The sequence below is a fragment of the Peribacillus sp. SRI_006 genome (genome assembly GCF_057586375.1).
Genome location: NZ_JBYCZT010000027.1, coordinates 23,487 through 45,479 on the forward strand (window position 1 = coordinate 23,487; position 21,993 = coordinate 45,479).

At 33.6% G+C, this 21,993-nt stretch carries 19 protein-coding genes and 2 pseudogenes; 17 read left to right on the forward strand and 4 right to left on the reverse strand.

Annotation, left to right across the window (positions count from 1 at the left end):
* Positions 1 to 568 precede the first annotated feature (568 nt).
* The 4 genes and pseudogenes from AC2YHV_RS26435 to AC2YHV_RS26450 all read left to right on the forward strand — a co-directional run bounded on the left by AC2YHV_RS26435 (position 569) and on the right by AC2YHV_RS26450 (position 3,402).
* A complete protein-coding gene (locus AC2YHV_RS26435) occupies positions 569 to 1,768 on the forward strand; it encodes a C40 family peptidase (RefSeq protein WP_487374479.1) in 1,200 nt (399 codons plus the stop codon).
* 415 nt (positions 1,769 to 2,183) lie between these two features.
* Positions 2,184 to 2,339, forward strand: a complete 156-nt coding sequence (locus tag AC2YHV_RS26440; RefSeq protein ID WP_487374492.1) for a DUF1572 family protein — start codon at positions 2,184 to 2,186, stop codon at positions 2,337 to 2,339.
* Positions 2,340 to 2,380: 41 nt separating this feature from the next.
* Positions 2,381 to 2,542, forward strand: a pseudogene (locus AC2YHV_RS26445) (hypothetical protein); the annotation flags it as partial.
* A 437-nt stretch (positions 2,543 to 2,979) separates the two neighbouring features.
* Positions 2,980 to 3,402: a hypothetical protein gene (locus AC2YHV_RS26450; RefSeq protein ID WP_034313108.1), complete on the forward strand. Its 423-nt coding sequence runs from the start codon at positions 2,980 to 2,982 to the stop codon at positions 3,400 to 3,402.
* A gap of 207 nt (positions 3,403 to 3,609) precedes the next feature.
* Here the strand turns inward: AC2YHV_RS26450 and AC2YHV_RS26455 are convergent, their stop codons facing one another.
* Both AC2YHV_RS26455 and AC2YHV_RS26460 read right to left on the reverse strand, forming a co-directional pair.
* A complete protein-coding gene (locus AC2YHV_RS26455) occupies positions 3,610 to 3,750 on the reverse strand; it encodes a hypothetical protein (protein ID WP_487374480.1) in 141 nt (46 codons plus the stop codon).
* A 303-nt stretch (positions 3,751 to 4,053) separates the two neighbouring features.
* Positions 4,054 to 4,524: a DinB family protein gene (locus AC2YHV_RS26460; protein WP_487374481.1), complete on the reverse strand. Its 471-nt coding sequence runs from the start codon at positions 4,522 to 4,524 to the stop codon at positions 4,054 to 4,056.
* A 473-nt stretch (positions 4,525 to 4,997) separates the two neighbouring features.
* Between AC2YHV_RS26460 and AC2YHV_RS26465 the strand changes: the two genes are divergently transcribed.
* From AC2YHV_RS26465 to AC2YHV_RS26480, 4 genes are all read left to right on the forward strand, one after another.
* A complete protein-coding gene (locus AC2YHV_RS26465) occupies positions 4,998 to 5,120 on the forward strand; it encodes a hypothetical protein (RefSeq protein ID WP_255294707.1) in 123 nt (40 codons plus the stop codon).
* Between the two features lie 44 nt (positions 5,121 to 5,164).
* Complete coding sequence (locus AC2YHV_RS26470) at positions 5,165 to 5,377, forward strand: hypothetical protein (RefSeq protein ID WP_057276196.1); 213 nt, start codon at positions 5,165 to 5,167, stop codon at positions 5,375 to 5,377.
* 374 nt (positions 5,378 to 5,751) lie between these two features.
* A complete protein-coding gene (gene gloA2, locus AC2YHV_RS26475) occupies positions 5,752 to 6,138 on the forward strand; it encodes an SMU1112c/YaeR family gloxylase I-like metalloprotein (protein ID WP_187049170.1) in 387 nt (128 codons plus the stop codon).
* A 213-nt stretch (positions 6,139 to 6,351) separates the two neighbouring features.
* Positions 6,352 to 7,236, forward strand: a complete 885-nt coding sequence (locus AC2YHV_RS26480) for a DMT family transporter (RefSeq protein WP_487374482.1) — start codon at positions 6,352 to 6,354, stop codon at positions 7,234 to 7,236.
* Between the two features lie 97 nt (positions 7,237 to 7,333).
* On the opposite strand, the gene AC2YHV_RS26485 is transcribed toward AC2YHV_RS26480, so the two are convergent.
* Positions 7,334 to 8,020, reverse strand: a complete 687-nt coding sequence (locus AC2YHV_RS26485; protein WP_487374483.1) for an ArsR/SmtB family transcription factor — start codon at positions 8,018 to 8,020, stop codon at positions 7,334 to 7,336.
* Between the two features lie 765 nt (positions 8,021 to 8,785).
* On the opposite strand from AC2YHV_RS26485, the gene AC2YHV_RS26490 reads away from it, so the two are divergent.
* From AC2YHV_RS26490 to AC2YHV_RS26500, 3 genes are all read left to right on the forward strand, one after another.
* Positions 8,786 to 9,550: a hypothetical protein gene (locus AC2YHV_RS26490; RefSeq protein ID WP_487374484.1), complete on the forward strand. Its 765-nt coding sequence runs from the start codon at positions 8,786 to 8,788 to the stop codon at positions 9,548 to 9,550.
* A 713-nt stretch (positions 9,551 to 10,263) separates the two neighbouring features.
* Positions 10,264 to 11,676 (forward strand): DHA2 family efflux MFS transporter permease subunit, encoded by a 1,413-nt coding sequence (locus tag AC2YHV_RS26495; RefSeq protein ID WP_487374485.1) that lies wholly within the window; start codon positions 10,264 to 10,266, stop codon positions 11,674 to 11,676.
* A 917-nt stretch (positions 11,677 to 12,593) separates the two neighbouring features.
* Positions 12,594 to 12,752, forward strand: a complete 159-nt coding sequence (locus tag AC2YHV_RS26500; RefSeq protein ID WP_487374486.1) for a hypothetical protein — start codon at positions 12,594 to 12,596, stop codon at positions 12,750 to 12,752.
* 128 nt (positions 12,753 to 12,880) lie between these two features.
* Here AC2YHV_RS26500 and AC2YHV_RS26505 read toward each other — a convergent pair whose 3' ends face one another.
* On the reverse strand, positions 12,881 to 13,117 hold the full coding sequence (locus AC2YHV_RS26505; protein WP_404664448.1) for a hypothetical protein: 237 nt from the start codon (positions 13,115 to 13,117) through the stop codon (positions 12,881 to 12,883).
* A gap of 266 nt (positions 13,118 to 13,383) precedes the next feature.
* On the opposite strand from AC2YHV_RS26505, the gene AC2YHV_RS26510 reads away from it, so the two are divergent.
* The 6 genes and pseudogenes from AC2YHV_RS26510 (at position 13,384) to AC2YHV_RS26535 (ending at position 21,769) form a co-directional block, all read left to right on the forward strand.
* The gene (locus AC2YHV_RS26510) at positions 13,384 to 15,498 is read left to right on the forward strand and encodes an AAA family ATPase (RefSeq protein WP_487374487.1); all 2,115 of its coding nucleotides are present in this window, start codon (positions 13,384 to 13,386) and stop codon (positions 15,496 to 15,498) included.
* Positions 15,495 to 16,325, forward strand: a complete 831-nt coding sequence (locus AC2YHV_RS26515; RefSeq protein WP_487374488.1) for an HNH endonuclease family protein — start codon at positions 15,495 to 15,497, stop codon at positions 16,323 to 16,325. The genes AC2YHV_RS26510 and AC2YHV_RS26515 overlap by 4 nt, the downstream gene beginning before the upstream one ends.
* A 285-nt stretch (positions 16,326 to 16,610) precedes the next feature.
* Positions 16,611 to 16,751: pseudogene (locus AC2YHV_RS26520) on the forward strand (transposase); the annotation flags it as partial.
* Positions 16,752 to 17,614: 863 nt separating this feature from the next.
* On the forward strand, positions 17,615 to 19,381 hold the full coding sequence (locus AC2YHV_RS26525) for an ATP-dependent nuclease (protein ID WP_487374489.1): 1,767 nt from the start codon (positions 17,615 to 17,617) through the stop codon (positions 19,379 to 19,381).
* Positions 19,378 to 20,718 carry a UvrD-helicase domain-containing protein gene (locus tag AC2YHV_RS26530; protein WP_487374490.1) on the forward strand — a complete coding sequence of 447 codons (1,341 nt, stop codon included), beginning with the start codon at positions 19,378 to 19,380 and terminating at the stop codon, positions 20,716 to 20,718. The genes AC2YHV_RS26525 and AC2YHV_RS26530 overlap by 4 nt, the downstream gene beginning before the upstream one ends.
* Before the next feature lie 253 nt (positions 20,719 to 20,971).
* Positions 20,972 to 21,769 (forward strand): hypothetical protein, encoded by a 798-nt coding sequence (locus AC2YHV_RS26535; RefSeq protein WP_487374491.1) that lies wholly within the window; start codon positions 20,972 to 20,974, stop codon positions 21,767 to 21,769.
* Positions 21,770 to 21,993: the final 224 nt, after the last annotated feature.

The following is a 21,993-nucleotide window of genomic DNA, read 5'->3' on the forward strand; positions in this document are numbered from 1 at the left end:
GTGAAATTGAGCTTCTTCCGTAAGATGAGTGGTGTTAGGTTACTCAACTCTGCTGGAGGGCTCTTTTTTTTGCATATTATAAAAAAATACCGGGGAATGCTAAAAAACATTTCCTTGGAAGAAGAAACGAGAGGGAATTCAGTAATTTTTATGTTAACCGCCCGCGAAAAACGAGGCCCTATGTTCCAAGCGACGTTCAAGGTTTTATATACCTAAATAAAATGGAGACAAACTTGTTCTTCAGCGAGTTCGTCTACAGTCTGAACTCAGTTCTTTTTTACTTTGGAACTGAGCTTTTTAAATTTCGCGTCATATCATTTTTATTGTTGATCCTATAATTAGCTTAATAGCGTATTTCGTAAAAGACACTTTTGCGAGGGGGCATTTTTTTACAAAATGGCCTTATATTAATATCGCAAAAGTATAATCAAAAGAGAAGGTTAGTTCATTGATGAAAGTGGAAGTGAATCCAATTAATAGTATTTTTATGTTAAAGTTATACAGTTGATATTTTATTACATAATTTCAATAGGAAGGAACAAAATCTGTATGATAAAGGAAGGGTCAAATGGCGAAAAAAATAGTAGGTAGTATGTTGTTTTTATTACTAGGCATGGTTAGTTTTACTTTTTTATCTGGCTTAAAAGTTGAAGCAGCAGATCCAGTGCATACTGTATCCTCTCAAGAAACGGTAGAATCGATTGCAGCGATCTATGATATATCGACAGAGCAATTAATGGATATGAATGGTTTACCGGATGGTAAGTTATATATTGGCCAGAAGTTAACCATTCAAAATGCTTATACTCCTTCGAACTATCAGTGGTCAGAGAGAGGGAAACAAATTGGGAATTATGCGAAAACTTTTACAGGATTTAAAAAAACGGCTGGACAAGAGACACCTATCAAAGGGTTTGATTCTAGCGGATTGATTCATTGGGTACTCTCCCGGCAAAAGGTGCCTATCGACCGTTTGTCAGTTGAAGGCTATTATAAGCAAGGAATGGATACAAATACTCCTAAGGCTGGAGATGTTATATTTTTTCTGGAAAAGGGGAGTTCAAAAGTCGTGACCGCAGGGATCTATCTGGGGGGAAATCAGTTCGTTAATTCTGGATACGGAGCGGAGACAGTCCAGGTGAGATCTACCATAGAAAAATATTTTGCACAATACCAAGCCGAGTATAAAACATATACACCAAAAGGAGAGCATGTCGTTCAAAATAATGAAACACTTAAAAGTATCTCGGATAATTACGGTGTATCGGTGGATACAATCAAAAAGCGTAACGCGTTACCAACTGATAGCTTGATGCAGGGACAGTATCTTCAAATATACAGCAGTCCCTTGTATCCATTTTATGCAAATCAAGAGGCTTCCTATGATAAAGCTTATGATGTCATAAAGTATGCTTATACTCTACGTGGATTTACCTATGTTTTCGGAGAATATGATCCGATGATTGGAATGGATTGCAGCGGTTTTATCTATTGGGCCATGAAGGAGCAGGGCATTTCCCTTAAACGGGGTTCGGCAGCGGACTACTATTCCTTGCTGCCGAAACTCAGAGATCCAAAGGCAGGGGACTTAGTATTTTTTAGAGATACAGACTTAAGTCAAGAGATAACCCACGTCGGTATTTATCTAGGGGATGGTCGTTTTATTCATACAACAAGGAATACTGGTGTTCATATATCTGACCTTACTTCAAGTGATTTTAATAAGAAGTTCGAAAGTTTTGGGCAAGTTCAAATCAATATGGACTAATATAGACACGAGAGAGTTAGATACTTGGATTTTCTAGTCATATTATCCCCTTAAGGTAGGCAGTGTAACAAGATCACGAACAAACGATGTTACAACTACTATCTTGAGGGGTTTTTAATGGCTTAAAAAGGGCAAAAGTTTTGTGGAATATACAAATGAAAAGAAAATGAAAGTTGTTAAGTTTTATCGGATATTAATAGATGTTTTAACTGCGATAAGAATCGAAATTGTGGATTAGAAAAAAGTTGTACTGTTTATAAAAAAGAAAAACCGAAATGACCTGATTTCGGTTTTTCTTAATGAACTAAATAGGCAGTTAGAAGAAAACTTTATTTTAATGGTTGTGGTAAAATTTTCAAAATGCTATTTTTAGAAGGAACTGACTATGATATTGGAAACGAATATTTAAAGATTAATCGAAAGATTTAAAAGTGTAAAAAGCCTTGGAGATAAAACGGTAAATCAATTATCCGAAAGGAAAATACATGGGACTCATAAAATCGAGTCTGTTGCGGTAATAGTAAAGCGTTTGAGTGGAAATATGATTTCACAAGGTAGAATGACTTTTTAACTTTATACGGAGAAAAGGGATATAGAAATCGTGATGAAGAATTTATAGAAGATATATCTTCAAAATCCGAGCTAACTATTGTTTGGGAAAAGGATGGAAAATCCCAATTGATATATACTTCAGAAAAAAACTGTTTTCTTAACGGGTGCCAGAGAATTTTATCTTGGTATAATCCATATGGATATTTTTATTTACTTTCATAATTTCTGCCACCAGCTTTTCTTGGTGAGATGATCTTAGATCCTTTTACTATATTCATCGATTTCGGTTAACATAGCAGCTGTTTTTCTTACTCTTCGAGTTGTTGAGCCTAATACTTCCCGCAATCGAATGGCTTTGATCCTCTTGTCCCTATATCCTTAAACAATGCTTGTCTCGTTCTTTCCCTTACGTTATGAATGCGTATACTTCCAATTTTTGTGCGATTGATTGAATATTTAAAAAACATTTGTTAGTTTCTGTAGTTTTATATTAGATTCTGTGGTTCCTATGATAAATTAAAGGTGTTTTTTTGTAAGAGAAAATACGAAAAAACAATATATGTGTTTTGGGGTTTTATGGTATGCAAACTTTAAAGAAATGGTAGAAAGAAACTTTATAATTTTTGCAATTGGAAACAAACTTAAGAGGAGAAACCAATATGAATCATCTACAAAAGCAAATACTTTCTTTCCTTGAGGAATGCAATAGAGAAAGATGTGTAAGTAAAATTGCTGAAAAGTACGATAAAAATCTTGAAGTGGTAAGGGCTGAGTTAGTGATACTTGCGAACAAGAAGCTCATAGCTATCAAAAAGAGTACAACTGGGAAGATAAGCAGAGCAACGATTAGTCCAAAAGGTAAACAGTGCTTCAGGGAAGCTACTGCAATTAAGGGTTCAGTCCAAGAGCAAATCAATGAGTTGAAACAAAAGTTGTCAGCTCTGGAAGCCTCCTTCATACGTGCAAAAGAGAATCCAACTGGGGAGAACAAACAGTCACTATTGGATAATGCGAATACGGTTCAATCAGTGGCTTATGGATTAAACTCATTTTTTAAAGTTGGATTGGATACCTTAAAGTAAACAATAACCTCAGAGGAGAATCTGGGAACTCTTGTACATCTACATCATCAGGGTCAAAACAGGCTAGCTCATGGGTTAATTGTCGAGGTGAGCTAGTTAATGAGATCCACCAAAAAAGGACCGAGCCTGGTTGTATTGTTATCATCCATTATTTATTGTCAACCCCTTAAGGGAGCGACAGTCTGTGATGCACCGAGGCCGTTGGAGTCAGACTAACGAATGGGCTCTATTGGCACCATAGTTCATCGCCTTACTCACCCAGCCATAGAATGAGTATGGACGATTTTCCACGATTTTCATTCTGTAGGTGGAGCGCTGATTTTTGCGCTTAATGGATATGACTGACATATTTGCAAGCTCTTGCCCTAATTCAGTACCAGTAAAGGTTGCTACAGATAGTTGAGTGTCTATTTTTTTTGCTGTTGTTTGTTTTTTGACATAATAGAAAACCTTATTTAAATAAATTATGGCTAAGGGGCAGAATAGCTTAATAAAAATAAGTAGATTAAGTGTGTTCAAGAAAGAATCGTTTGTGGAGTAATGAAAATAGAGAGTGTTATGTAGACTAATGATGTATAAAATATAACAAACAAAGAAAAAACCAGTTTTATTAGACTGGCTTTTTCATCTTAATATAACACTTTGTTAAATTCAGTTTTTGAGACTTACCTGCTCAATCATCCGCTTCATTGCCTGAATTTGCCCCATATGAGTCGCTTCATGCATTAATGTTAAACCTGCAAGTTCTCCAACAGTCTTACATCCTAGGAATGGTGTATCCAAATCTTGATCTAGCTGTTCAGGAGGAATTTGCTTTAAACGAGTTAATTGATCTTTCAACTGTACAACCAGCTGATCCATAGCAGGTATATTCCCTGTCCAATCAGCTGGTTTTGTGCCATTCCCAAATAACTTTATATAATTCGTGGGAAGATGGGTTGTTACATTCGGGAAACCAAACATAGTTTGTTCTGTAATTGTCAAAACGTGACCAGTATGCCAATGAATTGTGTTATTAAAGCCATCTGGCTGCACATCGTTTAGTTCCTTAGGAATGGACTCTACATTCTTGATGAAGTATTCTCTCGTCATCTCAAATTGCTTAAATACAAGTTGATTCATCTTTTCTCCCCTCTCACTAACAAAATCATCCATATTATACCAGTAAAAGCCGGAAAAGAATATGGTTTGAATTTCCTGAAATTAGCTTTATTTCAACCGGTTCTTGTTCCGCAATAGGGAGCAATCTTTTATTGGAATCGCTTTACTTATAGAACTATATTATTAGCATTCTTACAAAAATAAAAAGTCCCATGAGGTTTTTTGGGCTCAACTGAAAATTCGATAAACACAAGTTAAATGCTAAACGATAATTGTTATACAATTGTAAAATTATACAGTTTTATTTGCGGTATAATGGAAATTATTAGAAATGTATTCTGGTGTATGAATATTTACATATAAAGAGCTATTCATTCTTCAAATTCTAGAATTAAAAAGGATCCAAACAATTTCTGAATAAAGATACCCTCAAAAAAATTAACTATTAAAGTAATGTTTGAGGGTAAAGTGATTAAAAGGGAGGGGAATTGTTTTTGACTATAATAGATATTGACCAATTGCTTTTTGCTACTGAAGAACTTGCCGAAGAGTCAATTCCATTTCATCTCGATGCATTTGATATTGATCAATTATTAGATAAAACGAATAACTGGTAAAGAAAAGCATACGTGAAGTGAACTGCACCCTAATGGAGGTTGCATTGGGGGTGGTCAATTTAAAGATGCAATTGGCTGGCTCCATCGCTCCTTTAACGATTGGTTTTGTCATAGACGCTTTCGATGGATCGTTTAATGGAGCTGTTTGGTTATTGGTTTCATTCGGAGTCGTTTGTTTTATCGCTTTCATGACCTTGAAATCGGATAAGGAAAATTTCATGACTGAACATCCACAAACAATTCCTGCTGTAAAATAGTTTGAAATCAATGCAGGAAAAAGTGGGTATGATTTATAAAAGTTTGTTCGAAATCATATATAGATAGTAAAAAACTCAACCGGTTAGATCTTGAAAGCCTGATGTTACTGAATTTCAGCTAACAGGGCTTTTTATTTTTTTATACGCCATTAGCAATAATATTAATCAAACAGTATGGCCTTTGCATTTTCCATGATGAATATATAACTTTTCTAATGTCTGCAATTAATCTAAATGGTGGACCTGTGAAAGGGAAATGAATATACCATATCGTGCAGTAGAGTCCGAGGGAAGTACTAAAATCTAAGTTTTTATTAATGTATAACTTTGGTAAAATCAGATTAAAATAACCAATGTTTTTAAGGAGGAAGCAAATGAAAGTAAATAAAATACATCATGTAGCAATAATTTGTTCCGATTATGAAAAGTCAAAGAACTTCTATGTAAATATTTTAGGGTGTGATATCGAGAAGGAAACATATCGGTCAGAAAGGAAATCGTATAAATTGGACTTAATCGTCGGAGGGGAATATCAGCTGGAATTATTCTCATTTCCTGATCCCCCGCATCGTCCTAGTTATCCTGAAGCTAGGGGGCTTAGACATCTTGCTTTTGAAGTGGAAGATATTAATCAAGCGATTGAAGATTTAGAAAATGAAAACATTCCAGTCGAACCAATCCGTGTTGATGAGTTAACAGGAAAAAGGTTCACTTTTTTTAGTGATCCGGATGATTTGCCTCTTGAAATATATGAAAAATAGGATGAGGTTACCTCTATTTCTTAAGTTGATTTCAAAGATGAATACGATGATTTAAAGAGGTTACTTATATCAATTAAACTATGAAGATTCCCTATGATATGTCGATACAATTAAGTTTGATCCACTTGTATTCCATATTTCGATGAGAGCTGAAATAATCACCGGTTATACTATCTGTAGATTGGTCATTTAAATATGTCAGGAGATAAAAAAATGAATGTTTACAAATTTACAGTGTTGATACTTTTAACGACATTTTTGATGGGTTCTTCTTTTGCAGTAGTTAAAATTGGTCTACCTTATTCATCCCCATTATTATTAGCAGCATTACGCTTCACACTTGCCGGACTCATAATGGCGACAATCGTAATCTTTTTAAAAAGACCGCACCCAAACTCTAAAGGGGATTGGATAAAAATGCTCATTATCGGCACTTTTCAAACAGCCGGAGTAATGGGGTGCATTTTCCTGAGTTTACGCACGATTACAGCAAGTGAATCCTCCATTCTTACATTCACGAACCCGTTGCTTGTTGTTGTTTTCGGTACGATCTTTTCACAAACACGCTATAAACTATATCAATGGATTGGTGTTTTATTAGGATTAGTTGGAGTAATGATAACGATGGGCGCGCAACTTGAATTTAAGGTTGGTATTCTTTTCGGCATTCTTTCTTCTGTTTTCTGGGCGATTTCCACTTTATTGGCGAAAAAATGGGGGGCGATTTCCGATACATGGGTTTTATCTGCCTATCAGATGCTTTTTGGCGGTTTACTGCTTTTACTTGGCAGCTTTATTCTTGAAAAACCATTTTTCATACTGAATGGCAATTCGTTGTTCATTTTATTATGGTTAAGTATCATGTCATCGATCGTGCAATTTGCTGTTTGGTATTACCTTTTACAAAAGAGTGATCCAGGAAAAACAAGTGCCTTTTTATTTTTGGCACCTTTCTTCGGTGTATTATCAGGGTGGGCACTATTAGGTGAACAGATATACACTTCACTCTTGATTGGCGGACTGTTTATCATCATTGGCATCTATCTTGTAAATAGCAATTTCCAAAAGGAAAATAGATTCGTTAAAAGAGCTTTATAGTAATCGTATGGATTGATTCTTGCCGCTAAAGACAGAAATTCCCTCATGATGAAAAAGAAAAGTGCCCTTTTCTTTTTCACTATGAGGGATTATTAAATTATACCTCTATGCAAAAAACTTCTTTAAATCCTTCTTTCCCTTTAGGTGTGACCTTTACTGCGCGAATAGATGGAACACGGTCTATCCAGCCTAAATCAAATAAATGTGTAAGAAGCCCATTTCCTAAAGCTCCGCCAAGATGATGTTGACGTTCACTCCAGTCTAAACATGAGTGGGAAAATGAACGGCGTTTTCTTCTTAAATCAAGTAAATCGACGCCGAATTCTGAAAAAAAGTGGTCTCCTTTGGGTGTAACTGTAAACTCCCGCTCTTCTTTTTTCAAATATCCGGCTTTCAACATCGATTCAGTTAATTGGACGCCTAGTTTTCCTGCCAAATGATCATAGCAAGTTCTGGCTTCCTGAAGCATTTTGACCTGACTTGATTGTTTTAACGACCGAACTTCAGGAGGCGGGGAAATGGCAAGAAACGATTCCAAAATGTGCGCAATTTCTCCATTTGCTAGCTGATAATAGCGATGTCGTCCCTGTTTTTCAACTATAACAAGGTTTCCTTCCACTAACTTAGAAAGGTGAAAGCTGGCGGTTTGAGGTGTTATTGCAGCCATCAACGCTAATTCACCTGCCGTATGAAAACGCCCATCCAGCAGACTTGCAAGTATTGTTGCACGTGACGTTTCCCCAAGGAGGGAGGCTATCTCCACCATATTTGGATTTATACTCAAAATAGTTACCAACCTTTCTGCCGATAGATTAGTTAATAAGCTGAACGCCAATTAATCAGCATTAAAAATAAGTAAACTTATACTTCCATTATACAGTACCGCTGCCCTAGGATATTCGGTATATTCACGATGCCTGCTTTAATTAAATTTGAAAAAGAACCCTGCAATAAAAGTGGATAGTGTTTATTTCGTATTTTTTCGGAGCATATATGCAGAAATGATAACTTGGCATTAAAGCAGTGCATATGAAACAAGGAGACTGCCCAAAATCAAAAAATTCATCTATAAATTATTTAGATGCTAGTTAATCCTCACTCGAAGGAAATTAATGGTCTTTGCTTTTAGTGAACGTTTTTTAACATAACTTTTTTAAACGGTTAACTGTGGTTTTAATTTGGAAGCAGGAGAACTGTTTTTAGGCTAACTAGAAATAAGAATGAAATGGGAAAGGGTAAACCCCAGGTGTCAAGCACATTACATCTAGAGTTTTCTACAAGGATTTTATTGATGAAATGAACGAGTTAAATTGGGTGCTTTTTTTATTAGGAGAGATTATGAAATCATTAGAGGCTAAAGAGAAGACTGTAAAGAAGAAAAGACTGTATACCTTTGGATAAGCGTTTTTTACTGAAGTATATTCTTTGTAAACTAGGCATACATTGGTACATGTTCACTAACAGTAAACGTTCATAATAGTCTTGGAATAAATACCGGTGATTAGTCCCTTTTGTGAATTTAGTAGTTAAATAGGAGGGAATGCAGCGTATGAAAATGTCAGACGTTGGATTTAAAGGTCAAGTTTTTGGATTTATAAAGTTCACACCTTTTGTGGAAAGTTTTTTGTCTGGAGATTTATATATGAATAATTTCAAAAAGTATATTGATATAGAAAGTGCTTCAGGAGAAAAAGGTGTAGGAGACAAATTTGAAGCAACACATGTTTTTACGGAATTAACCATGAATTTTTTTACTCAAGATACCAATGAATTAATAATGTCGGGGCGAACTAAAAAATTGAATTTCAGAAAAAATATAAATGAAAAAAGACCATTATATTGTATGTTTGCAATTATTGGCGATATGTTAAAAGTGGTTAACGAGGATGAAAAATATTACTATACCAAATTTGATTTACCTAATGAACAAATCGATAAAATGATCAGGGAGTTCGGAGATAGCTTAATTTTTGTTACCCCATCGCAATTTATTGACAGAATTACTAGAACACTCAATGAAAAAGGTTATGCTTACAGAGGGGGCTTGGTAAAATATGATGATTATAACATCAATTCCTCAGCTAGGATGAGCTCTTATAAAAATCAAGGGACAGATATTTATTTTTGGAAAGATAAATACTTTGAAAATCAATATGAATATCGCATAGTTCTCACAGATCAAGAAGTTGATGATGCCTTAATTGTGAACATAGGTGATATTTCAGACATTAGTACGATTTTTAATGCAAATGAGTTTTTCAGTGATAAATTTGAAATAAGATTACGAAAGAAAGGAAATCTAAGCATCCATTAAATTGGGTGCTTTTTATATTTGCAGGATTAGGTGTGGAAATATCTATAAATCTGGACTACTTTTCATATCTTTAATTTTGGCTGTTTTCGCATACTTTATTGCTATTTACCAAGTAGTGCGGTGTGGTTGATTTCCCCTCCAGATGCTCGCTTTCCGCGGGGCGGGCGGTGAGCCTCCTCGACGTAAACGCCTGTGGGGTCTCACCTGTCCCGCTGCTCCCGCAGGAGTCTCGCACTTCCGCTCCAATCACCCTTGTTTTAAAAACAACAATCTTTACGAAAAGAGCCTTAATTTTTAAACCATTTATGTTTTAAGTGACCGCCATTCAATAGAATCCAAAATACAGCAAAACTACCCTGAAAATGACGACTTTCTTCTATATTATTTATAAAAAACAAAAAAGTATCATTCGCTATTAGATCATAGGGAATGTTTTGATGTTTGCTGCAGCTATTTGATCCGCTCTTATAGGGGAGTGACTTTTGAAGGTACTTCCTTTCGTGTTTGGCTCAACAGCTACCCTTTGACTAGGCTAATACACATCAATCGCAACCTGTTCTTCAAACGAAATCCCCTTTTAGTTGTAGGAAAAGTAATGATTTAATGCCGAATTTATTGCTTTTATTTTTAACAGCAAATTACTGGAAATCTGATGTGAATTCGTGTAATCTACAAAAGTATGTTTTTTTCCAAATCGTAAAGGGGGACCATAATTGAGTTCAAAAAATCGTAAACAGACAACAATTGTTGCTCTTTTGCTTGCGGGTACATTCATTGCGATCTTGAATCAAACTTTAATGATTACCGCCATTCCTCCTGTAATGGAGGAGATGAATGTTACTGCAAATAGTGCACAGTGGCTAACAACCGTTTTTATGCTGGTTAATGGGATCATGATCCCTGTTAGCGCGTTTTTACTGGAGCGCTTTACCACCAGACAGCTTTTCCTTTCCGCGATGGGGATATTTGCTATTGGTACATTGGTTGCTGGGCTGGCTCCTAATTTTGGAATGCTGCTGCTAGGAAGGATGATTCAGTCGAGCGGAGCAGGAATCATGCTCCCGTTAATGCAAACAGTCTTTCTAATGATTTTCCCTGTGCATAAACGGGGTGCAGCCATGGGACTGGTCGGGCTGGTCATTTCCTTCGCGCCGGCTATTGGGCCCGCTTTATCTGGCTGGGTTACGGAGACCTACTCATGGAGAGTGTTATTCTTTATCATACTTCCAATTGCTATTATTGATATCATAGTTGCGTTCTTCGCTTTAAAAAATGTAACAGAAGTTACACGGCCAAAAGTGGATGTGCTTTCGATTGTTTTATCTTCCGCAGGTTTCGGTGGATTATTGTATGGATTTACAGCGGCTGGTAATTATGGCTGGACAGACGAGAGTACAATCATATCCCTAGGCATTGGGACAATTTCACTTGTTTGGTTCATCAACAGGCAATTGCGACTGAAACATCCAATGCTGGAGTTCCGTGTGTTCACGTATTCATTATTCCCGATTGCTATCATTATTGGAGCCATTACCTTTATGGGTCTGATCGGCGCCGAAACGCTCATCCCGCTATTTATGCAAAACATGCGAGGATTTACTGCATTTGAAGCTGGATTAGCCATACTTCCTGGAGCACTTATTACCGGAATAATGTCCCCGTTCATTGGACGTATTTTTGACCGGATTGGGGCCAGGTGGCTGGTTATTGGCGGATTACTCCTCATAACCGCTTCCTCCTTTACTTTTATGAATGTTGGCCCTTCGACAAGTTTTACATTTATAATGGTCATGTACAGTATTCGGATGTTCGGATTAGCCATGGTTATGATGCCTGTTTCAACGGCCGCCTTAAACCAGCTGCCTAAACGGTTAATCGCCCATGGTGCAGCAATGGATAATACGATGAAAATGATTGCCGCATCTGTAGGCACGGCAATACTTGTTACTGTGATGACATCAGCTACCGAAAATGCTCAGCAGCGTCCCGAGATAGTCCATCCTGATATGTATGGCGCGCAAATCTCATTTATTGTCATCGCTGTACTTTCATTAATTAGTTTCCTCATTTCTTTTAAAATAAAGGATCAAAGATCAGCAGGAAAAGAGTTCGGGGAGAAGAATTAAAGATTTGAATCCGAGTTTTTCAAACTAAATAATTAGAACTCCATTTTTTAACTTGTTATGAACATTTTCCAACGCCGCCCCTGGTGGCTTTCCCTCCCAGGCCCTATCATTCCTTTGCCGTGCCTATCTAGGGGATTCTAAAAAAGAGGGAGAACAAGTCATCCAGATGATTTGTTCTCCCTCTTTTATTTTTTTCTTTCTTTATAAAAAAAGTAAACATACATGAATTAGATGTAGGTGTGAATTATCTTTTATTTAATCTGGACTATTTTTCAAATCCTTAATCTTTAAACGATTTTCGAAACTGGATCTTTTAAGAGTGCGCCAAAAATCACAAAAACCCCTCTGAATATGAAGATCTTCTTCTATATATACTCCCCAAACCACAAATGAATCGCATGACGTTCTTTTCAAAAACTTTCTCTAAATATATCTCTGAAGTGGAAAGCTGCTCATGGCCCAGACTCTTCATAATCTGATAGACATCCACTCCATTTAAGTGAGAAATGATGGCAAAAGCATCCCTAAAGGTATGAAGTCCTAAATAAATCCTCCATTTTATATGAGATATAATTAATATGAAATTAGATTCTGAAAATTATAACAATATTGTATAATTCAAATGTTAAATCTTAATGATTATATAAGAGAAATTTATAATTACTTATTTAAGACAACATTATATATTTTGATAGATATAGGAATTAAATAGTTAGACATGAAATAGAAAGAAATATAGCAATAAAAGATAAAAGGTGAAGAGACAAATGATGAATAAACTAAACCATTAAAAAAACACGCAGACTGCATCTTATGAAATGGGGGAAACAGTTTATGTACTCCAACATGTACGGAAGAAGAAGACCCAGAGAGTTTTTACTACATTAAACAATTTGAAAAAAAAAGAAGGCGAGATTTTGGAAGTGATCGAACAGCTACGTCTCCAATATCGGGTAAAATTTGGCCAAGCGGTAGCAGTCTTGTATCATGAGGAATTGACGAATGGGAAACAACGGGATGTTCCAATAACAGGAACGGATAATCAAGAAGGATTGCTTCATTACAGAGAACCATGAAAAAGATAAGAGAGAACCCCTCTATTCAGGGGCTTTAATAGCATACCATCTACTTTAATTTCTGATCCTTAAAGTTACAAAAGAAACACAAGTTATGTTTCGGTCAAATTATTTCTACATCTCCAGATTTACCCTTCAAAAATCATACTCTCGAAGATCTTTAGATCTGCTAATTCTTCAGCACGTTCAATATCAGTTTTTGCCTGTGATTTTGTTAAAATAGTAGAAATTTCTTCTCTAAGATGAGGGATCAATTTAAGGTAATGTTCAACCAATTCTGCTCTCGCTTGATCAATTGTAATTTTCTTTTTTTGATATTCACTTATAATACTCTCTACATGTTTCTTTGATTGAGATGCATTCATAATTTTATCCTCCTATATGGAAATATCTTTAATAATATGGTTCTATTATATCAGGTATATAATAACTAAGTATCCGTAAAAACCCAAAAATTATAAAAAATGGTTAAGATTATAACACATTATTGTATACTAAACGGTAAAGGACCTTTATTTTTAAAAATCAGGTTAATTATATATTATGATTTGAAATGTTATGCTAAAGACCTTGTTAATAACTTTAAGGATATTTACTTAGAAATACTAGTTTATTAGTAAGGGGATATATAATGATTTATATTGAAAGACGTAAAACACCAATAATGAGTAAACAGTTAAAAATGGAAAAACAAAATTTAAAGAATTATGTAAAGCACTTTAAAGAAGTCGATAATAGTGATGATGAATATTTTTATGTATTAGATAGTTATAAAGTAAAATCAATTAAAAATTTAGATAAAAATTGGTACACGAAATTACGAGATCAGTTTTCCGATAAATGTGCTTACTGTGAGACACCTGTTTATGGTTTCGGTCATATAGATCGTTTTCGCCCTGTCAATGGAGTTATAAATACTAATGGTGATTACTCAGCAGAACATTACATCTGGCTTGCCTATGAATGGAAAAATCTTTATTTAGTTTGTAATAACTGCAATGTTTTAAAAAGAAATGTATTTCCTGTTCAGGGAAAACGTGCCACTCTTTTCTCAAGTGTGGACAATGAAAAACATTTGCTTATAGATCCTTGTCAAGAAAACCCTGCAAAACATATACACTTTAGGGAAGATGGTTTTGTAGAAGGTAAGACTAGAAAAGGGGCAACTACAATTAAACTATTAGATTTAAATCGTTCCTCATTAATAAAGGAAAGGAAAGATAGTTTAAGTAAAGCAAGATATTCTTTTAATGCTTTTGTGGATAGTAAAATTTTTCATTATATATATGAAATAGAAAATATATCAATTAAAAGTCAGTATTTTGGAATAGTAAAACAGTTCTTGGTTAAATGGATTGACACAATTAAAGAAGATATTAAAGAATTGATTTTTAATGATACTGAATTTATGAATTTACTGAAAAGTCTATATGGTGACTTTAGAACTGTCAGCGACTTCAGTAATAAAATAAATCCCTATATAGAAAAAGGACACAATATTAAACCACCTAAAAGCTTCTATTTTAAAAGAAACTTAATTAGGTCAATTGAAGTTCACAATTTTCGTGGCCTTAATTTTACACATTCTTTTAATATTGAAGAAACAGCTGGAGCTTGGTTAATGCTTTTGGGAGAGAATGGTTCTGGTAAAACCTCTATACTTCAAGCGATTGCACTAGCTTTGTCAGCTGATAAAAAAGATAGACAATCGCTAAAATCTTTTTTTTTAGGTGAAGAAGGTTATATACGAATAATATTAGTAGATGAACACAAACCCATTGAATTGGTTTTTAAGGATAATAGCCTAATAATTGACTCTAAGGCTACTATTCCAGTTATTGCTTATGGAGCGACAAGACTTTTAAATGAGAGTAAATTTTTAAAAAATAATATAGAGAACAACAATGTTGATAATTTATTTATAAGAAAACAAGAGGATTATTTTCTTCCTCATCCAATAAGTTGGTTAAAAACTGAGGAAGAACAAAGAGCCTTATCTCAAGCAATAATGGATATTCTTCCTTTTCATGAAGATAACCCCATAAAAATTTTTTTAAAGAATGAAGAACTTTATTTAATTAGGAAAGGAAGTGCTAGGGAGGTCTCTTTAAATGAATTAAGTAGTGGATATAAAACTATAATTTTACTTGTTTCAGATATCATGAGAAGTATATATAAAGTTTACAAGAGTGGCAATCTAGCCGAGGGAATTGTACTGATTGATGAAATTGACGCTCATTTACATCCAACTTGGAAAATGAGAATTGTAAGTAGACTACGTCAAGCTTTTCCAAGAATGCAATTTATAGTTACATGTCATGACCCGTTATGTTTACGTGGAATCCATAATGGGGAAATAGCTGTACTTCAAAACAACAGAGATTACATTAATGTAATTGATGATTTGCCTGACCCAGCAGGTCTACGTATAGATCAAATATTAACTTCTGAAATGTTCGGTATGAACAGTACGATAGACCCAAAATATGACAAACTAATAAAAGATTTTCATTACCAATTGAGCCTCCCAATTGATGAAAGAACTGAAGAGTTTCAGAAAATAAAAGAAGATTTAGAAGAGTTTAAATATCTTGGTTCCACGAATCGTGAGCGTATACTTTACCAAGTTATAGATGAATATATTTCAGCAAGAAAGTTAAAAAACCAATCTTATCATAAAGTTGATAAAAGCACACAAGAAAAGTTAGTTGAGCTGTGGAAAAATTACGGGGTTGAAGAAATATGATATATGTTACTAGGACTAGTGGCCCTCGAGAATTAGACGAAGACAGTAGAATTGAAAAAGCCTTAGTGATTAAACATTTTGAAATTGAAAAGAGTAATTTGGCCTTTAAATTGTTTAATGTTTATAAAAAAACATATGTAAGAGAGGCACTTAGAGATTTATTTAAGAAAAAATGTGCTTATTGTGAAAGTTTTCTCACTCATATTGAACACGCACACATTGAACATTGGAGGCCAAAAGGAAAGGTAGCAGAGGAAAAAGAACATATTGGGTATTATTGGCTTGCAGCAGATTGGGATAACTTATTTTATACATGTGGGGTATGTAATAGTTCGTTTAAAGGAAATAAATTCCCCATTAATCCTAATTCACGTTATGCGATGAACAGTGAAGATGATTATTTAACTCTTGAGCGTCCTTTATTAATAAATCCGTGCGTTGATAATCCAGAGTTATTTTTTAATTTCACGGATGAAGGAACTATACATTCAAAATCTTTAAAAGGAATTAAATCCATTGAGGTATATGGACTAAACCGAGAGGATTTAAACTTACGAAGAAAAGTATATGCACGTCATACTATTATTAATAGGCTCGACGATATAATTCAAGATATACTTGATTTTCAAGATAACCCAGATGTTCTTTTTAGACGTACTAAAAGGAATATTAAAGATTTAAAGTGTTATATCAATGAAGAAGCAGAATATATAGCCATGACTAAAAGTATTATTAAACGATATCGTGCAGAGTATAAAGAAAATTATTTTTTTTTAGAGGTAACAAAATCATTGATTGATAAACCTAAGGTTAAAGAAAAAATATAGTATTCCATATTAATTCTTTAAAGCCTGTTCTTCTATTATTTAGTTATGAGAATTAAACACAATGGGTTAGTATTAAATCAGTTAGATTTTCACTCTCAAATTTTGTTAAAAAAGCTACCAAATAATATTATGTTGGTTGCTTTTTTATTGTTTCCTATATGATTCTTAATTTTATAGTAAGTTAAGAATTCTTTAACTACAAAGGATAGTGAGTATATATTACAGCATGAATGGCATCCTTCTTCATAAAGGAATGGAGATTATATATTGTCCTTTAGATAATTCAAGATGGTTGACTTTGCTGGAGTAGATCCAAGTGTTCAGTCATCGGGTAAGTTTACGGCAACCATTAATCGTATGACTAAAAGAGGTTCGAGCAGACTACGTCATTCTCTGTATCTTGCCGTCCTTTGCAGCATAAGAAATTCAATCGCCTCACTAACTTGACTACCGCAATATTGCTATTAACAGTTTGGAAAGCATGCAGTTAAGAGAGCTTTCTCTTTGTTCTGGCTGGCAACAGCTTGGAGGTCCTGCAAACTTCAATCATTGTAAATAGATCTCCTTTTTCTGTCTCTGCCATGAATGTAAAGAAGCTAGCCAACAGGATTCTTCAATAAGGAGAATCACTTATTATTGTTATGTAGCTAACATAGCTGCATTCTTTGAGTTTTTGACTAAAGATTCCATAACTTTAGAAAATAAGTAAACAGTTATTAATTGTGATTTTTTAGATTATTTTTTAATTTTATCAGATGTACTTATAATTTAGATGTACAAAAAAATTGCTGAAATGACAAATAATTCACATTTCATTGATGTATCTTTCCTGTTTTTGAAATAAAAGGTGATTGTCTGGCAATTTTAGCTAAAAAGATAGTTGGTTTGATATAATAATAGTAAAATGTTCATAGGAGGAAATATGGGATAAAACATAAGGGGTCAGCGCCATGCCCATCAAGCTGAGATATTTTTTATCCCCATTAATCAATAAGGTTGAATTATTCTCCTTAATGTAGTTAGCGTGATTAAAGTAGAACGAGAAGATAAATCGGTATCTACTTTGATATGTTTTGTATATTATCAAGAAAATAAAGCAGACGCTTATCAACAGGTTTTAAGGGGGATTAATTAATGCTTATGTGGCTTGTGATAAAGAGACAGTCAGTTTGCGTTTTTTTAACTTTTAAGAATGGAAAAAGATATTAATCATAAACTAACTTAATATTTAATAAGGATAGATAAGTCGTTGAATTAAATAATAACTATAGATTATGGAGAATGATCGAATGCTAATTTCAAGCGCTTGTATTAAAGGATATAGAAATCTTAAAGAAGTAAATTTAAAGTTAAACCGGTTAGTGATCTTTATTGGAGAAAATAATAGTGGGAAAAGTAATCTACTTAAAGCAATGACTTTACCATTTTTAAATAATGAAATAGGGAATGTTAATAAAAATCTTGGCTGGGATGATATAAATAATGAATTGAAAAAAGCTTATTTTGATTTTATTAAAACAAATTTAGAATCGATAAAACAGAACGAATTAGAGTTGATAAATTTCGAAAATATTATTCCATTTGTATCTGTAAAAGTAAGTTTTGAGACAAAAGGTGCAGATGAATTCTATGTTCGTAAATGGAATAATTCATTGGAAGATGCTAAAGCTTTATACCAAATTGAATATAAATATTCTGTTGAAAATCCTAAACAGTTACTAGAACATATAAAAAATATTTTGGCTGATAAAAATGCAGACGATGTAGATAAACTAAAATTGAATTTATTACCAATAGAGATGTTCAAATATGTAATAGTAGTACCAATAACAAATGAACATGTATCTTTTACTGATTTAACTAATTTTAAATATAATTCCCTTGCCGCAGAGAGAGATGATTTTTCTAATAAAAACACTCAATTGGGATCTCAAGCGTTGGTTAATCTACTACAGAAAAAATTAGGTGATGAACAAAAAGTGAAAGTTGAAGAATCTTATGGAAACTTCTTTACGGAGTTAAAGGAGATTAGTAATTTAGAAGGTATATTTAATTGGCAAGAAACATCTGACATAGAAAATGCAAAGGAGTTTTTTGAACAAATTAGCTTACTACCCAATATGCCAAGTATTAGTTCGTTGTTGAATAACGTTAGATTGGGCGTTGGAGATGAGTATCTGCATAGTCAAGGTTTAGGGTATAGGAACTTGATATATTTACTTGTGATGATGAATTCATTAGAAGTAGACAAAGACATTGCTTTAAATATTTTGACTATAGAGGAACCAGAAGCACATTTATGTTTAAGTAATCAAAGGTTATTAGCAAGCTTTATTAACTCAAATATAAGTTCTAGCGAACAAACCCAGCTATTTGTTTCTACACATAGTTCAGAATTTTTAAGTAAATTGGAATTAAAAAATGTAACGGTTGTAAAAGAAGGCAAAGCATTTTCTCTAACATCAGTTGTAGAGGAAACTCATTTAAATTACTTAGCTAAAAAACCAAATCTCGACTTCTTGAAATTTTTATTTTCAAGAAAATGTATCTTAGTAGAAGGACCTAGTGAAGAAATGTTAATCAAATCACATTTAGCTTTCCAAAGAAATATGCTAAATGATATAGAAGTCATTTCTTTACATAAAGGATTTAAGAATATGTTAGATATTTGGTTGAAGGTAAACGATGGAACATCACATAGGATAGGCATTATTAGAGATTTTGATAATCAACCTAATGCTCAACAAAGTCATGAAGAATATAATAGGCATGATAATATACTTGTTACTACTACTACTGAATATACATTAGAACCTGAATTTGTTGAAACAGGTGAAAATTATGCCAATTTGAAAAAATACTTTTCTGAAGAACACGGTTGGAAAGATGATGAAATAAATACATCAGAAGCATTATCTGATAAATGGAGAAAAGCTAAAACGGATATTATGTTAAAGTTTTGTCAAGATTTTGGTACAGGACATTTAAAGGATATCCAATTGCCAAAACACATTGATCGAGTTTTAAAATTTTTACAGAGTGGTGTTAAAGAATGAAGATAGTAGTTGCTGGTGCTGGAGCAGGAAAAACTACTTCAATGGCTGAGGAAGTTTTAAAAAGGTATAGAGAAGTAGAAGCTGGAAAAATAATATACGTCATAACTTATACCAATGCTGCTAGAGATCATATAAGAAATAAAATTATTGAGCAACACGGTAGTATTCCTAATCAGATTAAAGTTGAGACTTCACATGTATTTTTATTACAAGAAATTATTTTTCCTTTTTACCATCTATTATATGGACAGTTATATACACGAGTATCAGTAATAAATTTACCAGATAACTATATTTATAAAGCGAAAAGGTTAAAAGAATTAAGAGAGCAAAGCATAATACATGTTGAAGAAGTAACTAAGATAGCTCGGTATGTTATAAGTGGCAAAAGTGATGATAGGAAGTTAGTAAAAGACAAGAGATTAAAAGTTATAACAATTATGAAAAAATACTTAGATTCAATTTTTATAGATGAAGCTCAAGATATGGACTCAGAATTATCTAAAATAATAGAAGTATTATATAATAATGAATTCTATTTACATGCAGTTGGAGATCCTAAACAAGATTTGAGAGGAAGAAATGAATTTAGAAAATTGATTAGGAAGTATACTCAACTGGTAGAATATAAAATGGAAAATCATAGATGTCCTATTTCACATGTGAATTTATCGAATAAGTATGTTCTGAAAGAAGAACAGCAGGATTATCAAACAACACAAGAAGGGTCCGTTAGATATTTATTTGAAAATGATGTTGATAATCTAAAATTTTTTGAAGAAGTAGTATTTGATCAAATTTATATATATCAAAAAAACGGAATATTTATTACCAGTGATAAAGATAGAAATGCACAAAAAAATTTGTTGGAATATGAATTAAAAAGGTTAATACAAAAATCGAAGTTTGCAGAAGAACACATTGAAAAAATAAATTATGTTTTATGTAAAATGATTAGAAATAATATAAAAGAAAAAGATAATTGGAAGATTATAAATAAAGTAAGCGAGATTTTGGAATTGAAATTGACTAAAGAAGACAAGGGACGTATGTATACAACTTTAGACGAAAATAGAATGTATAAAAAAGAGGGAGTAATAACAGTAAATTCTATTGATCGTATAAAAGGATTAGAAGGGGACAGATGTTTATTTATTTTAACTACTGAACTAGCAGAGTATTTTTTTCAAAATAAAGTTGATCAAAACAAGATGTTAAATTATTTATACGTTGCATTAACAAGAGCGAAGCGAGAATTGATTATATTTATTACTAAAGAAGTGGAAGGAAAGTATGAAAGAACTTGGATAGAGAATAAATTGTTGGATTTATTATAATCTGCATTTCATAACTTTTAATTACTAAAAAATCTTTGAAAGTAGGGTGTAATAGCCAGGCTGTTGTTTAGACAGCCGTTTCTTATATAACTAACGGTGCAGGTTAGTTCAATAAGGAATTCGATCAAATACAGGACAACTTCCTGTAACGTTCCCACCCATTGGCACGGCATATGATTTACGAGGAGGATTTTTACTATATGATTTAATATAATTAGTGACTTAATGGAAGTAAATATAGGGGGAACTAGGCGTGGAATTCAATGACGAAAAAATTCTTCAACATTTTTTCAACGGTGAGGCGCTATACGAATTAAATCAAGTGCTTCAACAAGTAGTAAATGAGTGTGCTGTACAAATTAATAAGGAGAGGTTAGTACAGCAGGCAATAGACCGCAATAAACAAATACAACAAGCGTTATTAAGTCAGCTTACAACTGGTTTACCACCTTCGCAAAATAAAAGGTCGCTTGTAGATTTAAGGGAAGATAAAGAGCAATGGGTTAAGGATGTCATTGACATACTTACCAACGGTAGCGGGGGAGGTACTAAGCAGGCTGCCATTAAACGTATTACTGATAATTGGACAAGGGTTAATGGAAATTACATCGGATGTAAATTATGGACCATCAATGCTTTGGAAGAATATAAACGTTTAGGTTGCCCGATAGAAGAGAAAGGTTTAAATACATACTTCATCCATGAACACGCCATGCCTCAGAATGCTTTTATCAAAATTTTCCTAGAGCCACAGACTCATTTTGCTGTCTTGGCGCTGCTTTACAACGGCTTAAACGGAGTGGTGGTAACAAAAGCCGAAGACGAGATTTTAAATAAAAAATATCAACGCAAAATGCCTAGGTCATTTTCAAATCCAAAAGACAGTTTGGAAAGAGAGTTGTGTTACTTAAATCCATGGGCGCGCTACATTGAAGTAGATATGACAAGGGACATCCAAATTTGCGAGTGGGATAAAGATAGTAATTTGATTTCTCATGACGACTATAATATCCGTACGGACGTAAGAATAGCCCCCGAAACCAAACTTTAAAGGTAAGAATAGAATGGAAGGGGATATCCTATTTGGACAAGCAGGTTTGTACCTATTGGTGAGAAAAAGCATTTCAAACCTTAGTTTCAGGTATCTTACTAGTTCGCTCATTCGAGAAGAGTTAAAATTAACTAGAGTAATTGAACTAACAGGTGCGTTAGCTGAAGATCGGAGCTGTCTATAAGGCAGCTTTTTTGTATGAAAACACAATAGTAAAAAAGCCG